Source organism: Ralstonia pickettii (assembly GCF_016466415.2).
GTDB classification, from domain to species: Bacteria; Pseudomonadota; Gammaproteobacteria; order Burkholderiales; family Burkholderiaceae; genus Ralstonia; species Ralstonia pickettii.
Window position 1 is genome coordinate 1,053,293 of sequence record NZ_CP066772.2, and the last position, 14,543, is coordinate 1,067,835.

The 14,543-nt window shown below is 62.9% G+C and carries 11 protein-coding genes; 1 reads left to right on the forward strand and 10 read right to left on the reverse strand.

Annotation, left to right across the window (positions count from 1 at the left end; translation table 11 throughout):
- Window positions 1-61: 61 nt before the first annotated feature.
- Together RP6297_RS20965 and RP6297_RS20970 are read right to left on the reverse strand one after the other, a co-directional pair.
- The gene (locus tag RP6297_RS20965) at window positions 62-268 is read right to left on the reverse strand and encodes a cold-shock protein (RefSeq protein WP_004627325.1); all 207 of its coding nucleotides are present in this window, start codon (window positions 266-268) and stop codon (window positions 62-64) included.
- 177 nt (window positions 269-445) lie between these two features.
- Window positions 446-649: a cold-shock protein gene (locus RP6297_RS20970; protein WP_004627322.1), complete on the reverse strand. Its 204-nt coding sequence runs from the start codon at window positions 647-649 to the stop codon at window positions 446-448.
- Between the two features lie 350 nt (window positions 650-999).
- Here RP6297_RS20970 and RP6297_RS20975 point away from each other — a divergent pair, with 350 nt between their 5' ends.
- On the forward strand, window positions 1,000-2,895 hold the full coding sequence (locus RP6297_RS20975) for a potassium transporter Kup (RefSeq protein ID WP_009240670.1): 1,896 nt from the start codon (window positions 1,000-1,002) through the stop codon (window positions 2,893-2,895).
- An 18-nt stretch (window positions 2,896-2,913) separates the two neighbouring features.
- Here RP6297_RS20975 and fdhD read toward each other — a convergent pair whose 3' ends face one another.
- From fdhD to RP6297_RS21015, 8 genes are all read right to left on the reverse strand, one after another.
- Window positions 2,914-3,729: a formate dehydrogenase accessory sulfurtransferase FdhD gene (fdhD, locus tag RP6297_RS20980; protein WP_009240671.1), complete on the reverse strand. Its 816-nt coding sequence runs from the start codon at window positions 3,727-3,729 to the stop codon at window positions 2,914-2,916.
- Window positions 3,726-3,971, reverse strand: a complete 246-nt coding sequence (locus RP6297_RS20985) for a hypothetical protein (RefSeq protein ID WP_009240672.1) — start codon at window positions 3,969-3,971, stop codon at window positions 3,726-3,728. Before RP6297_RS20985 ends, fdhD begins: the two co-directional genes overlap by 4 nt.
- Complete coding sequence (locus RP6297_RS20990) at window positions 3,971-6,310, reverse strand: FdhF/YdeP family oxidoreductase (protein WP_009240673.1); 2,340 nt, start codon at window positions 6,308-6,310, stop codon at window positions 3,971-3,973. Before RP6297_RS20990 ends, RP6297_RS20985 begins: the two co-directional genes overlap by 1 nt.
- Window positions 6,311-6,338: 28 nt before the next feature.
- Complete coding sequence (locus tag RP6297_RS20995) at window positions 6,339-7,994, reverse strand: OFA family MFS transporter (RefSeq protein ID WP_009240674.1); 1,656 nt, start codon at window positions 7,992-7,994, stop codon at window positions 6,339-6,341.
- Between the two features lie 277 nt (window positions 7,995-8,271).
- Window positions 8,272-8,748 carry an Hpt domain-containing protein gene (locus tag RP6297_RS21000; RefSeq protein ID WP_009240675.1) on the reverse strand — a complete coding sequence of 159 codons (477 nt, stop codon included), beginning with the start codon at window positions 8,746-8,748 and terminating at the stop codon, window positions 8,272-8,274.
- Window positions 8,749-8,840: 92 nt separating this feature from the next.
- Window positions 8,841-11,936, reverse strand: a complete 3,096-nt coding sequence (locus tag RP6297_RS21005; protein WP_009240676.1) for an efflux RND transporter permease subunit — start codon at window positions 11,934-11,936, stop codon at window positions 8,841-8,843.
- A gap of 2 nt (window positions 11,937-11,938) precedes the next feature.
- A complete protein-coding gene (locus RP6297_RS21010) occupies window positions 11,939-13,087 on the reverse strand; it encodes an efflux RND transporter periplasmic adaptor subunit (protein ID WP_009240677.1) in 1,149 nt (382 codons plus the stop codon).
- Window positions 13,088-13,091: 4 nt separating this feature from the next.
- A complete protein-coding gene (locus tag RP6297_RS21015) occupies window positions 13,092-14,462 on the reverse strand; it encodes a TolC family protein (protein WP_369812453.1) in 1,371 nt (456 codons plus the stop codon).
- Window positions 14,463-14,543 lie beyond the last annotated feature (81 nt).

Consider the following 14,543-nt stretch of genomic DNA (forward strand, 5'->3'; position numbering starts at 1 on the left):
ATGAAAAAGGGAGGCGGTGCCTCCCTTTTTCCTTTGCGCATGCCGAGTTGAAACCGGCGTGTCATATTGGTTTGATGTTGACGGCGATGAGTTCGCCATCGGGCCCGATCTCTACATCAAAGCTGACACGCTGCCCTTCATGGAATGTCTGCGAGCGCGAAAACTGGATTTCCGAATCCCGAATGAAACTCGGGGCAGCATGCATTTCTGCAGCTGCCCCGGCGGGCGGATCATATTCAACGGCGTTCTCTTCAATTCGGCTGGCCATTGCATGCTCCCAATAGGGGTTCGTCAAACCAGGCCACCGCTTCCGGTGGCCATCCGACTGCTTGATGGCAAACACGTACTGAAACAACCTGCCTGGCGGAATATCCCGGCCAATACACGCGCGAGGAAACCCCGCGCGGCAAGCCAAAACCGGTCTACCGCGCCCGCGTGCTCCTTGTTACTGGGGCACGATGTTCGAAGCTTGCTTGCCCTTGGGGCCTTGCGTGACTTCGAACGACACCTTCTGACCTTCCTTCAGGCTTTTGAAGCCTGCGGAGTTGATCGCGGAGAAATGTGCGAAAAGGTCTTCGCCGCCATCATCCGGGGTAATGAAGCCGAAACCTTTTGCGTCGTTGAACCACTTGACGGTACCAGTAGCCATGATTTTGAGTCGTGAAGTTGAGAAATCGATCGGCCGCCGGCCAAATCCAAACGTAGCAGGCAGACCCGGCCGAACCGGCCAAACGATCGTTTGGTGAATATATGCTTGGCGCGTCGCCTCGTCAAAGTCTGTTTTTTTAAGGTTTCCGTTTGGAGCGGCCGCGGCTGCTGTTTTCGGGCCCGCACCAGGGTTGGCGCGCGCTTGCCATCGGTGCAAACACCCGCGCAAAACCGGGCGTTTTCACCTAAGCTTTAGTGGCTTCTGCCGCACTCGGCCCGCCCGTAAAGCCGGTGTCGCAGTCGGTGCACGAAAATTGCGTGCGCCCCCGTCGTTCCAGTCGCAGCCTACCCATGACGACAGCCGCAGCCAGTCACACTAAGAAAAATCCCGCGTTGATGGCCACCATGGTGGGCGCGATCGGCGTGGTCTTCGGGGACATCGGCACCAGCCCCCTGTATGCCCTGAAGGAATGCTTCAACCCCGAGCATGGGGTCCCGTTTTCCGATCAGACCGTCTTCGGCATCCTGTCGATGCTGTTCTGGGCGATGACGCTGGTGGTATCCGTCAAATATGTGCTCTTCGTCATGCGCGCCGACAACAACGGCGAAGGCGGCATCCTCGCGCTGACGGCGCTGGCCATGCGTGCGAGCAGCGGCAGCGCCCGGTTCACACGCACATTGATGCTCCTCGGCCTGCTGGGCGCAGCCATGTTCTATGGCGATGCCGTCATTACCCCCGCCATCTCGGTGCTCTCCGCCATCGAAGGCATGGAAATCATGGCGCCTGCGCTGCAGAAGTGGGTATTGCCCCTGGCGCTGATCGTGCTGATCGCGCTGTTTTTGATTCAAAGGCATGGCACGCACGTGGTTGGGCGCCTGTTCGGGCCGATCATGGTGATCTGGTTCGTGCTGCTGGGGCTGATGGGATTGGTTTCGGTGGTGAAGTCGCCGCAGATTTTGGTGGCGCTGAGTCCGGTGTACGCCATCGAATTCGGATTCCGGCATACGGTGCTGGCGTTCATCGTGTTCGGCTCGGTGTTCCTGGCGCTGACCGGTGCCGAGGCGCTGTATGCCGACATGGGCCACTTCGGCGCCCGCCCCATCCGGTACGCGTGGTTCTACATTGCCATGCCGTGCCTGCTGCTGAATTACTTTGGCCAGGGCGCCTTGCTGCTGCGCGAGCCGAGCGCCGTGCAAAACCCGTTCTTCCTGTTGATGCCGAGCTGGGCGGTTGGCCCGATGGTGCTGCTCGCTACGGCGGCCACCGTCATTGCGTCGCAGGCTGTCATCTCTGGCGCGTTTTCGATGACGGCGCAGGCCGTGCACCTGGGCTATGCGCCGCGCATGAAGATTCTCTACACGTCGGATGTGGAAATCGGCCAGATCTACGTGCCAGTGGTCAACTACATGCTCCTCGTGCTGGTGGTGGCCGTGGTGCTGGCGTTCGGCAAGTCCGACAACCTGGCCGCGGCGTACGGTATTGCGGTGACGACCACCATGGTATTGACGACGGGTCTGGTCACAGTCGTCATGCACAACGCCTGGAAATGGCGCCTCTGGCTGGTGGCGTGCATCGGGGCAGTATTCCTGGCGGTTGACCTGTCGTTCTTCGCCGCAAACCTGCTCAAGATTGCAGCCGGTGGCTGGTTCCCGCTCCTGCTGGGCGGCTTGATCTTCTTCCTGATGGTGACGTGGCACTCGGGCACGCAGCTGCTGAAGGCGCGCAATGTAGAAGGCGGCATTCCGCTTGAGCCGTTCATGGACGGGCTGCTGCGCCATCCACCGTATCGTGTGGACGGCACGGCCGTGTACCTGACGCCCAGCATCGATTTCGTGCCCTTGGCGTTGCTGCACAACCTCAAGCACAACCACGTGCTGCACAAGCGCGTGCTGTTCATCCACTTCCGTACGCTGGCCGTGCCCTATGTGGACCCTGCCAAGCGCCTGGTCATCAAAACCATTGGCGACGACATCCACACCGCAGTGGTGGATTTCGGCTTCAAGGAAACGCCCGCTGTGGACGAGATCGTTCGCAGCGTGGGCGAGCGGCTGGGCATCGTCTTTGAAGACATGGAAACGTCGTTCTTCATTACACGCGCCACGGTGGTGCCGTCGCCGCTGCCCGGCATGGCGATGTGGCGGGAGTCGTTGTTTGCCTGGATGCAGCACAACAGCGCCAAACCGTCGGACTTCTTCCGGATTCCTGCCAACCGGTTGGTTGAGCTGGGGAGCAAGGTGGAGATCTAACCTCGCGCGTTCTGTGCGTTACGCAAACCGCGTCACGCTATCGCCTCGGCAGAACGCCAGCAGCGTCAGCTGGCCGACCTTGGCGTGGCGGATTGCGAGTGAGGATGGCGCGGAGATCGTTGCCAGCAGCGGCACCTGCAGTTGAACGCACTTGCGCGCCAGCTCGAAGCTCGCACGACTCGTCATGACGATAAACCCGTCCGAGGGGCGGATGCCGAGCCGAGCCAGCCGGCCGATCAGCTTGTCGAGAGCGTTGTGGCGACCCACGTCTTCCAGCGCATGCAGCGGTGCGTTGCCGTCTGAGGGCACCCACCCTGCGGCATGCAAGCCACCCGTGAGCGCATTGGCCGGCTGATGCGCCGTCATCGCCTGCATGGCATCCAATACCTGCGTGTCGGCAAGTGATGCCAACCACGCGGGTGGCACAAGCGGTTGCGGCGCATCTTCAAAAGTCTGCAGGCTTTCAATGCCGCACAGCCCGCAGCCGGTCGGGCCGGCCAGTGCGCGACGGCGTTCCTTCAACCGCACGAAGCAATGCGAAGCAATTTCAGCGTGTACTTCGAGCCCATGCGGATGCGTTTCCACATCTGCGCCCCGCCAATCGGCGCGACTGTCGATGATGCCTTCTGACAGCGCAAAGCCCAGCGCAAAGTCTTCCAGGTCGGTCGGCGACGCCATCATTACGGCATGCGTGATGCCGTTGAAGACAAGCGCGACCGGTGCCTCATCGGCGACGGCCGTGGAGGTGTCTTCTTGCGCGCCGGTGCGTGTGCGTTTCGTCGCGTTAGTGGACACGACGGGCAAGCCGGCGGGGTGGCGGGGTAGCAAAGTCATGCAGTGAAATGAGGCAAAGCGCGGCCGGCATCGAGCAGCACGATGAGCCAGCGTGTGTCGTCCATGGCAACGCGCAGCAGGCCTGCATCGGCCAGCGGATGCAGCGCGCGCAGGACCGTGCTGGCGCGCTCGCCCACGCGCTTGGTCAGCCACGGCATCGACACCGGCTTGCCGGCGTCGGTCTCGCGCAATGCGGCCAGCAGCGCCAGCTGCAGCGCAGACCACGCCGGCTCTGTGGGCATCAGGCTTCGGCCGTGGTGGCCGCTTGGGTGTCAGCGGTGCGCGCGACCTGGCTCGGCACCAGCATCACCGGAATCGACTTGGATGTCGGCGTGCGTGCCTGGTCAGCCACGGAAGACAGCGGCACCAGCGGGTTGGTCTCGGGGTAATACGCCGCCAGGCACCCGCGCGGAATGTCATACGCCACCAGACGGAAGCCATCGGCGCGGCGCGTGGTGCCGTCTTCGGAAAGCGTCACCATGTCGACCCACTCGCCGTCTTTCATGCGGACCGTGTGCAGGTCTTCCTTGTTGATGAAGACCACGCGGCGCTGGCCGAACACACCGCGGTAGCGGTCGTCCATGCCGTAGATCGTGGTGTTGTACTGATCGTGCGAACGCACCGTGGCGAGCGTAAAGACGGTGGCGTCGGCATGGCGCTCGCGAGCGCGGTGGACCGGCGTGTCAGTCGGCACGGCATGCGCGTGGAACTCCGCCTTGCCCGACGGCGTGTTCCAGACACGTTCCGACGCGGTGTTGCGCAGGCGAAAGCCGCCCGGTACGCGAATCTTCTCGTTGAAGCCGGCAAAGTCGTCGAACACAGCTTCGATGCGTTCGCGGATGCGGTCGTAATCTTCGACCAGCCAGCGCCACGGGATGGTGCTCTCGGGCAGCGTCGCCTCGGCCAGGCGTGCCACGATGGCCGGCTCCGAGAGCAGATGCGGAGAGGCCGGCGGATTGATGCCTGCCGACATGTGCACCATGCTCATCGAGTCTTCCACCGTCACCCCTTGCGCGCCGCCGGCCTGTTGGTCGACCTCGGTGCGGCCAAGGCACGGCAGGATCAGCGCAGCCTTGCCGTGCACGATGTGGCTGCGGTTGAGCTTGGTGGTCACGTGCACGGTCAGGTCGCACTGGCGCAGGCCCGCCCATGTGGCGGCGGTGTCGGGCGTGGCTGCCGCGAAGTTGCCGCCCATGGCAAAGAACACGCGCGCGGCGCCTTGCTGCATCGCTTCGATGGCGCCGACGGTGTCGTAGCCATGTTCGCGCGGCACTTGAATGCTGAACACCTTTTCCAGCCGATCCAGGAATGCCGGCGCGGGCTTCTCATAAATGCCCATCGTGCGATCGCCCTGCACATTGCTGTGGCCGCGCACGGGGCACGCACCGGCACCCGGGCGCCCGATGTTGCCGCGCAGGAGCAGCAGGTTGACGATCATCTGGATCGTCGCGACTGAATGCTTGTGCTGCGTGATTCCCATGCCCCAGCACGCGATGACGCTGCCGGCTTTGATGTACGTGTCGCCCGCCTGGCGGATTTCGTGCTCTGGCAGGCCCGATTCGGCCTCGATGGTCGCCCACGACTCCGCGCGCACGTCAGCGGCGAAGGCGTCGTAGCCGCCAGTGTGCTGGGCGATGAAGGCGTGGTCGATGATGGCGGGCTCGCCGCGGCTGCGTGCCGCGTCGTCACGCTCGATCACGTGTTTGATGATGCCCTTGACCGTCGCCAGGTCGCCGCCGATGCGCACCTGGTGGTATTCGGTGCTAATGCGCGTAGAGCCCAGCGTCAGCATTTCGATCTTGCTCTGCGGATCAGCAAAGCGCTCCAGCCCGCGCTCACGCAGCGGGTTAAACGACACGATGCTTGCGCCGCGCTTCGATGCCTCGCGCAACTCGCCGAGCATGCGCGGGTGGTTCGTCCCCGGGTTTTGCCCGAAGATGAAGATGGCGTCGGTCTTGGTGAAATCGTCGAGCGTGACGGTGCCTTTGCCGACGCCGATGCTGGCCCGCATGCCCGTGCCGGAAGGCTCGTGGCACATGTTGGAGCAGTCGGGGAAATTGTTCGTGCCATAGGCGCGCACGAACAACTGGTAGAGGAAGGCCGCCTCATTGCTGGTGCGGCCCGAGGTGTAGAAGATCGCCTGGTTCGGATCGGGCAGCGCACGCAGGTGCTGCGCGATCAGCGCGAAGGCGGCGTCCCAGTCGATCGGGACGTATTTGTCGCTGCCTGCGTCGTAGACCATCGGGTGCGTCAGGCGGCCTTGATCTTCCAGCGCGTAGTCCGACCACTCGGCCAGTTCGCGCACGGTGTGCTGCGCGAAGAACTCCGGCGTGGTGCGGCGCGACGTCGCTTCGGCAGCCACGGCTTTGACGCCGTTTTCGCAGAACTCAAAGGTGGAGGCGTGGTCGCGATCAGGCCAGGCGCAGCCGGGGCAATCGAAGCCATCGGGCTGGTTGGCCGACAGCATGGTCTTGGCGCCCTTGGCCGCGATGCCCTGCGACAGCAATTGATGCGCAACACTTTTGAGCGCACCCCAGCCACCGGCCGGGTGACGGTAGAACTCGATCTTCTGATGCTTCATGGGTGGCGGGGCAGCTTTAAATCACGGGTCAGGAGAAGAGAACGGCAGCTTTTTGGAGTGTAATCCAAATCCCCCAGCCCAACGGCAGGCCCACGGCGGCCCAGGCCAGCACCACAGCTACAGCCGAACCCGGATGCGCCTGCCATTCCAGCGATGTTTCCGGCGCAGCAACCGACGGCGTTGGGCTCTTGGTTGCCGCAGCATGTCGTTGCTCGTCGAGCTGCGCTTCGGTCATGAAGTGCTTCGCGTTGACAGGGCGCACCAGCAGGTTGCAGATGAAGCCGAGGATCAGCAGGCCGGCCAGGATCATCATCGTGATGTCGTACACGGCTGCGCGTTCCACGCCATGGGCGATCTGGTATTCGCGCAGGTAGTTCACCAGCACGGGGCCCAGGATGCCGGCCGTCGACCACGCCGTGAGCAGCCGGCCGTGGATGGCGCCCACCATTTGCGTGCCGAACATGTCAGCCAGATACGCCGGCACGGTCGCAAAACCGCCGCCGTACATCGACAGGATCACGCAGAAGGCCAGTGCGAACAGCGCGATATTGCCCGTGTGCGACGTCCACGGAATCGACGCATACAGCACGAAGCCGAGCACGAAGAAGACCGCGTAGGTCATCTTGCGGCCCAGGCGATCCGAGAGCGACGCCCAGAAGAAACGGCCGCCGATGTTGAACAGGCTCAGCAGACCCGTGAAGCCCGCAGCGATGGCTGCGATCTGGCCCTTTTGCGCGGCGGTCAGGTCCATGAACGACGTCGTCACGCCCAGCAGCTTGCCGCCAAACACTTCCTGCAGCAGTGGCGAGGCCATGCCCAGCACGCCAATGCCGGCTGATACGTTCAGGCACAGCACGCCCCAGATCAGCCAGAACTGCGGCGTCTTCAGCGCTTCGTTTGCGTGGACATGGCGTTGCGTGACCATCGCGTCCTTCGCCTTGGCCGGGGAGGGTGTCCAGCCTGCCGGTTTCCAGCCCGTGGGCGGCACGCGGTAACCCAGCGCACCTGCCATCATGAACACGAAGTAGATGCCGGCCAGCACAATGAAGGTTTGCGACACGCCCACAGATTCGGGCGTCGCAAACAGCTTCATCAGGCGGTCAGCCAACGGGGCGCCGATCATCGCGCCGCCGCCAAAACCCATGATGGCCATGCCCGTGGCCATGCCACGCTTGTCCGGAAACCACTTGATGAGCGTCGACACGGGCGATATGTAGCCCAGCCCCAGGCCGACGCCGCCGATCACGCCCGAGCCCACCCACAGCAGCCACAGTTGGTGTATCTGGATGCCCAGTGCGGAAATCAGGAGCCCGCCGCACCAGCACACAGCCGACACGACGCCAGCCTTGCGCGGGCCAACGCGTTCGAGCCAACCGCCCCACATGGCAGCGGATGCGCCCAGGAACACGAAGAACAGCGTGAACATCCAGCCCAGGCTGGAGACGCGCCAGTCGCAGGTGGTGGTGAACAGCTCGGCGACCAGCGAGACATCGGCGCCGCATGTGAGCGGCTTGGTGATGCCCAGCGCGCGGCCGAGCGGCAGCCAGAAGACGGAAAAACCGTAGGCCATGCCAATGCACAGATGGATGGCCAGTGCGGCAGGAGGAACCAGCCAGCGGTTGAAGCCAACCGCGGCGACGGTGCGCTCGCGCGAAAAAAATGGATGCAGGACTGCTTCGGACATCGAATCCCCCCGGATAGGTTGAGCCCGCGTTGTGACGTACGTGGTGAAACGGTGCGGCCGCGCCGGTCATGGCCGGTGCGTGCCAGCCAGCTGCAGTTGGAATGCGCCGACGTTGCCCGCGAAAGATAGTGGGGTAGTCTGTTCTAGATCAATAGTTGTAGTCACCCGTTGTATTGCGAGTTACGCAACGTACAACCTAATCGCTTAATTTATGTGACTGAGAACATAAATAGCCGGGGGGTTATTCAAGCGATGTGCGGCGCAGGGTGGCGGACGGTCAGCTCGCAACCGCAGCGTCTGACCACGGGCAGCCGCTTGCCTGCTGGCGGAATTCACTCGCCAGCGCGCGCAGGCAGGTGAGGGCGGATTGCATGTCTTCCACACGCTGCTGATACGGTCCGATGCTCTGCGCTGCGCGCTCGATGCGGCGGGCGGCATCGCCAATCGCCTGATGCCCAAGCATGCGAGCAGAACCGACGATGCGGTGCGCCGCTTCAACGATCTGTGTGTCTTCGCCGCCGCGGATGGCGTTCGCCAGGTTGGCGAGATCCTGTTCCACCGTCTCACAAAATAGATCGACGATAAAACGCCATTGCTGCAGATCGGTACCAAACAGCTCGGTGAGCGTAGTGATGACCTGTGGCGGGAATTGTGCGACGACGCTGGCGGAGACGTTGGACGTGAGGTGCATGGTGGCGGTGCGTGCGGTGGGAATCAGAGATGCACTCTGCTCGCCTCGTCCACGCGTCGCCATGAGATTGGTCCGATTCTGGTGCGAGCCCAAAGGAAAACGGGCGCACCGCCGGTGAAGCGATGCGCCCGTTGCGCTTTCAGCACATGCGCAGGTTAAGGCAGCATGGCAGCAGTTGGATTGACGTCCGAATCGCGCGGGGGCGGACGACGATGGCGGTGCGCCCACGTGAAGACCACCGGCAACACCAGCAGGGTCAGGATCGTCGTTGTGACCATGCCGCCGACGATCACCAGCGCCAGCGGACGCTGCGCTTCCGAGCCGATGCTGTGCGAGAGCGCCGCCGGCAAGAGGCCCAGGCCGGCCAGCATGGCGGTCATGATCACCGGGCGCAGACGCAGCGCGGCACCGTCGACGGTGGCTTCCCGCACGTTTTCGGATTGCGACAGACGGTTGACGTACGAGATCAGAATCACCCCGTCCTGGATGGCGATGCCAAACAGTGACAGGAAGCCGATCCCCGCTGAAATCGACAGCGTCTCATTTGCGATATGCAGCGCCAGCAATCCGCCGATGGCGGCAAACGGCACATTCAGCACCACCATCAGCGCGTCCTTGAAATTGCCGAACGTGCTGTACAGCAGCAGGAAGATCACCAGGATGGTCAACGGCACAATCACCATCAGCTTGCCTTGGGCGACCTTCATCTCGTTGAACTGGCCATCCCACTTGACGGTATAGCCCTCGGGCAGTTTTACGCTGTTGCCCACCACACGCTGTGCCTCGTCCACGGCACCGCCCAGGTCACGGCCGCGCACACCGAACTTGATGGCGATGTAGCGCTTGCCTTCCTCGCGGTAGATGAAGAACGGGCCGTCGGTCATTTCCACCTTGGCGATCATCGACAGCGGAATGTGCTGCCCATCGGGCGTATCGATCAGCAGCTCCCGGATAGCGTCGTACGACGCACGTGCCTGCTGGTTCAGCCGCACCGCCAGCCCGAATGATTTTTCGCCCTCCAGGATTTGCGTGACCGGGGCGCCGCCAATGGCGTATTGCACGAGGTTCTGCACGTCGCTCACGTTGATGTTGAAGCGCGCAGCCGCCTGGCGGTCGATCGAAACGTTCAGTGTCGGCTGACCCAGCTCGCGGAAGATGCCCACGTCCACCAGACCCTGCACCTTCTTAAGCTGTGCCTGGATTTCGTTGGCCTTCGCTTCGAGAACGTTGAGATCGTTCCCGAACAGCTTCACCGAGTTCTCGCCCTTGACGCCGGACAGCGCCTCGTCAACGTTGTCTTGGATGTACTGCGAGAAGTTGTATTCGATACCGGGAATCTTCTCGAGGTGCTTGGACAGGCGTTCGACCAGTTGTCCCTTGGTCATGCCCTTGGCCCATTGGTCGGGCGGGGCGAAGTAGAGGCCGTACTCCTGGTTGAACACGCCGGTGGAGTCGGTGCCGTCATCCGGACGTCCGATCTGCACGGAAACCTTCTGGATTTCGGGCTGCTTGGTGAAGTACGTGCGCAAGTCGTTGGCCACCGACGCGGAGTATTCCAGGTCCACCGTGTTGGGCAGCGTAATGCGCAGCCACAGGTTGTTCTCTTCCAGCGTGGGGAGGAACTCCGTACCGAGGAAGGTGGCGCTGTACAGCGTCAGCAAGAGCGCCGTAATGGCCGTGGCAAAGACGGTCATCGGGCGGGCAATGAGCTTGCGCAGCAATGGCTTGTACCAGCGCAGAATCGCCGCTATGAACGCCGGCGAATGCGGATGCAGCGTCTTGCCGAAGACGAACGACGTGGCCGCCGGCACGAACGTCAGGCTGAGCACGATCGATGCCATCAACGCAAAGCCCATCGTAAACGCCATCGGCTTGAAGATGATGCCTTCCACGCCGCCGATGAAGAACAGCGGCGAATACGCCACGATGATGATGCCCGTAGAGAAGATCATCGCGCGCTGCACTTCGTTGGTCGCCTTGACGATCGCGTCTTCGAGCTTCTCGGCGCCTTCTTCGAGGTGCCGCATGATGTTTTCCATCACGATCACGGCCGCGTCGACAATCACCCCAAAGTCGATCGCACCGAGCGAGATCAGGTTGGCCGGCACATGGAAGTGCTCCATGCTGATGAACGAGACGCACAGCGCCAGCGGAATCACCGCCGCCACCACAGCCGCCGCCCGGAAGTTGCCCAGGAAGACGAACAGCACCGCGAGCACCAGCGCGATGCCCACCACCAGCGTGTGTTCGACCGTGCCCATCGTGATGTCGAGCAGCACCTGGCGATCGTAGAACGGCTTGATCTGGACGCTCTTGGGCAGGATGCCGTTGTTCAGCTCCGCCACTTTTTCGCGCACCTTGGCCAGCACTTCGGTGGCGTTGGCGTCGCGCTTGAGTAGCACGATGCCTTCCACCACGTCGGGCTGGTCGTTGTATTGCACCTGGCCCAGACGCTGCACATTCCCGACTTCCACTTCGGCTATATCGCGCACGCGGACAGGCACGCCATTGTTGGCGGTCACCACCACGTTGCGGATGTCGTCGACCGTTTGCAGCAGGCCGACGCCGCGCACGACGAACTGCTGCTCGCCGTCGCGCAGCAGATTGCCGCCCGTGTTGTTGTTGGCGTTGCCGATGGCCGTGATGAGCTGTGACAGCGTGATCCCGTATGACAGCAGCTTCGCGGGCGAGGGAACGATGTGGTACTCCTTCACCTTGCCGCCGAAGGAGCTGACATCGGCTACCCCCTGCACGTGCTTGAGCCCCTTGGAGATGTCGTAGTCCTGGTAGCTCTTGAGCGTGGTGAGATCGACGCCGTCGCCCTCAAGGCGAAAACGCATGATTTCGCCCGTCGCATCCGAGTCCGGGCTCAGAGACGACTGCACGCCCGTCGGCAGGTTGGCGCTCGCCAAGTACTGCGAAAAATTCTGACGCGCCTTGAAGCTATCCGTGCCTTCCTTGAACTTGAGCGTCACCACCGACAGCCCGAACAGCGATACCGAGCGGAACGACTGCACATCCGGCACACCAGCCAGCGCGTTTTCGATGGGGATGGTGATCTGCTGTTCGACCTCGGTCGTGCTGCGGCCCGGCCATTGCGTGATGGCCTGCACCGAGAGCGGCGCCACGCCCGGATACGCCTGCAACGGCAACTCTTTGAATGAGAGCACGCCGACCACCAGCAGAGCGATCGCCAGAAAGACGATCAGCAGCCGGCGCTTGAGAATGCCCGCGATCGGGTTGAACTGCATGCTCAAGCTCCTGCCTTCACGATCATCTCGTTGAGCAGTGCGGCGCCGCGCACCACGACCCGCGACGAGGCATCCAACCCTGCCGTGACGGCAAAATTGCCATCCGTGCCGGTGTCCTTGCCGCGCACCTCCACGCGCTTGAAATGCGTGGCATCGCTTTGCACGATCACGTAGTAGCCGCCGTGGTCTTTCACCAGGGCAGTCTTCGGCACCACCGTGGCCTGGCCGCTGCCCGTCTGGATGCGCGCCGTGGCGTACATCTCCGGGCGCAGCAGCCCGTCGGTGTTGGGCACGTCGCAGCGTACCGTCAGCGTGTGCGTGGCGGGGTCGATATTCGGGGCGATGAAGCTTACGCGGCCCGTGAACTCGCGATTCGGATACGCCGCCGTGCGCAGGGAGATCGGCTGGCCGATGCGCACGCTGGCAATGTCGTTCTCATACACGTTGCCGGTAAACCACAGCACACGAGTATCGACGATGCTCATGAACGAGTCGCCCACATTCAGGAAGGCGCCCGGGTCCATGTTGCGCTTGACGATCGTGCCCGAGATGGGTGCGCGCAGCGTCAGGTGTTCAGCCGGTGTGCCGCGCTTGGCGATCTGTGCCACATCCGCATCGGACATGCCCAGCACGTGCAGGCGGCCCGCGGCGGACTGTACGGTGGCGTCTGCATCTTCCAGCAGATCCTTCATGTTGGAGCCCTTGAGCTGGCGAGCAGTATTCAGTGCCAGCAGGTATTCCTTCTGCGCGGAGATGAAGTCGGGTGCGTAGAGCTCGGCAATGGGCTGACCCTCGCGCACCAGCGCCCCTTCAAACTGCAGGATGTGATCAAGCCGGCCGGCCACGCGCGCCGAGGCCAGTTTGGTCAGCTCGGCGTTGTACGCGAGCTTGCCAGGCGTGGACAGCTCCACCGGCACCGAAAGCTGACTCACCTGCGCGACCTTCACCTGTTGGGGGTCGAAGCCGCCGGAGGGAATTTCAATGGAGTCGGGTTTCGGCCGAGAGGCGGCAGCCGGCGCAGAGGCCGGGCCGGCGGCGGGTTTTGCAGTCTCGGCCGGCTCGGCGGTAGGCCACTTGCGTCCGACCACCACGCCTACAGCGAGGGCTGCTGCCAAGGCGATCACAGCAACGACAGGAGAGAACTTCTTCATGATGTTATTGAGCTTGAACCGGCGAGCGGCCGGTGGCCGCGAGCAGCGCGTGATAGGCCTGCAAGGCCGTGGCCTGTGCCTGGGCGACCGACAGTTCGGCGTTCTTGAGCGCGCCCTGGGCGGTGAGCAGGTCGTTGAAATCGGCGTTGTTGCTGGCGTAGTTGGTCATCGTGACGCGATAGGCCGCCAGCGCCTGCGGCAGTTGCCGCTGCTTGTTGAAATCGAGCTGCGCAAGCGTCTGGCGCAGCGTGTTGTAGGCGGTATCGACGGCCAGTAAGGTCTGCTGGCGCACCGACACATCGTTCGCCTCGGTGGCAATCTGGCTTTCCACCGCCTGGTTCACGCCGTACTTCTCCTTGGTCAGGAACCAGAACGGGATGATCACGTCCAGTTCGATCTGGTAGCTGTTCGGGCGCACGCCATACGGCGGGTTGTCCGTCGTGACGGTGGCAATGACCTGGAAGTCGGGCAGGTAGGCTTTGCGCGCCAGCGTCACGCTCTTGCGCGCCGCGTCCATCAGTTCGGCCGATGCCTTGATCGACGGGTGCTCGCGCAGCGCCTGGTTTTCAAGTTCGGGCAGCGGTTCATCCGGCAGGCGTACAGCCTCGTCGTCTGCCCGCAGCACGAGGGGGAAGCTCGGATCTTTCCCGATGAGCGTGTTGAGCGTCTGCAGCGTGCTGTCGTACTGGCGTTGCGCGGCAAACAGGTCGTTCTGTGCGCTGCTCTGCATGACCTGCGCGTTGAGGAAATCTGCGTAGGCGGCGGCGTTGTTGGCGTAGCGCACACGCGTGATCTGCTTGACCTGCTCCAGGCGCGTGATGGTCAGCTTCTGCACGTCGATCTGCTTTTGCAGCGCAATCGCCTGGTAGTACGTGGTGGAAAGCTGCGCATAGAGCTGCAGGTACAGCGCGTCATTCTGCGCGTTCAGGGACTCAGCCTGGCGATCGGCAATCTCGGCCGCCAGCGCTTTTTTACCCGGAAACGGGATCTGCTGCGTCAGGTTGTACTGGCTGCCGCCCGCGCGGTTCACCGCCAGAGGGAATCCCTTGGGGATGCTGTTCCAGATATAGCCGAGCTGCGGATTGTTGGGCGACGCAAGCTGCGGCGGTATCGACTTGGCCGACAGATAGTTATGGCGTCCCTGGATCAATTGCGGGTTGTTGCCTTTCAGCTCCTGCAGCAGTTCGACCAGGTTGAAGCCGGCGCCCGTCACGCCCGGCACGGAAGGCTTGATGGGCGGCATGGTGGCGACCGGCATGCTGGCCGCAGCCGGCGCCGATGCCGGCGTGGCTGCCCAGGCAGCGGCAAATGGCAGGCAGGTCACCGCGCACAGCACGGCCCTCGCCCGTAAATGGAATGCACCCCGATGTTTCACTGCAGCAGACTCCCCCTTGAGACGGGAGCGTTTTTACCGACGCGAACTTTCAAGCGCCTTTCACGGCTCAGCAAGCTGTCA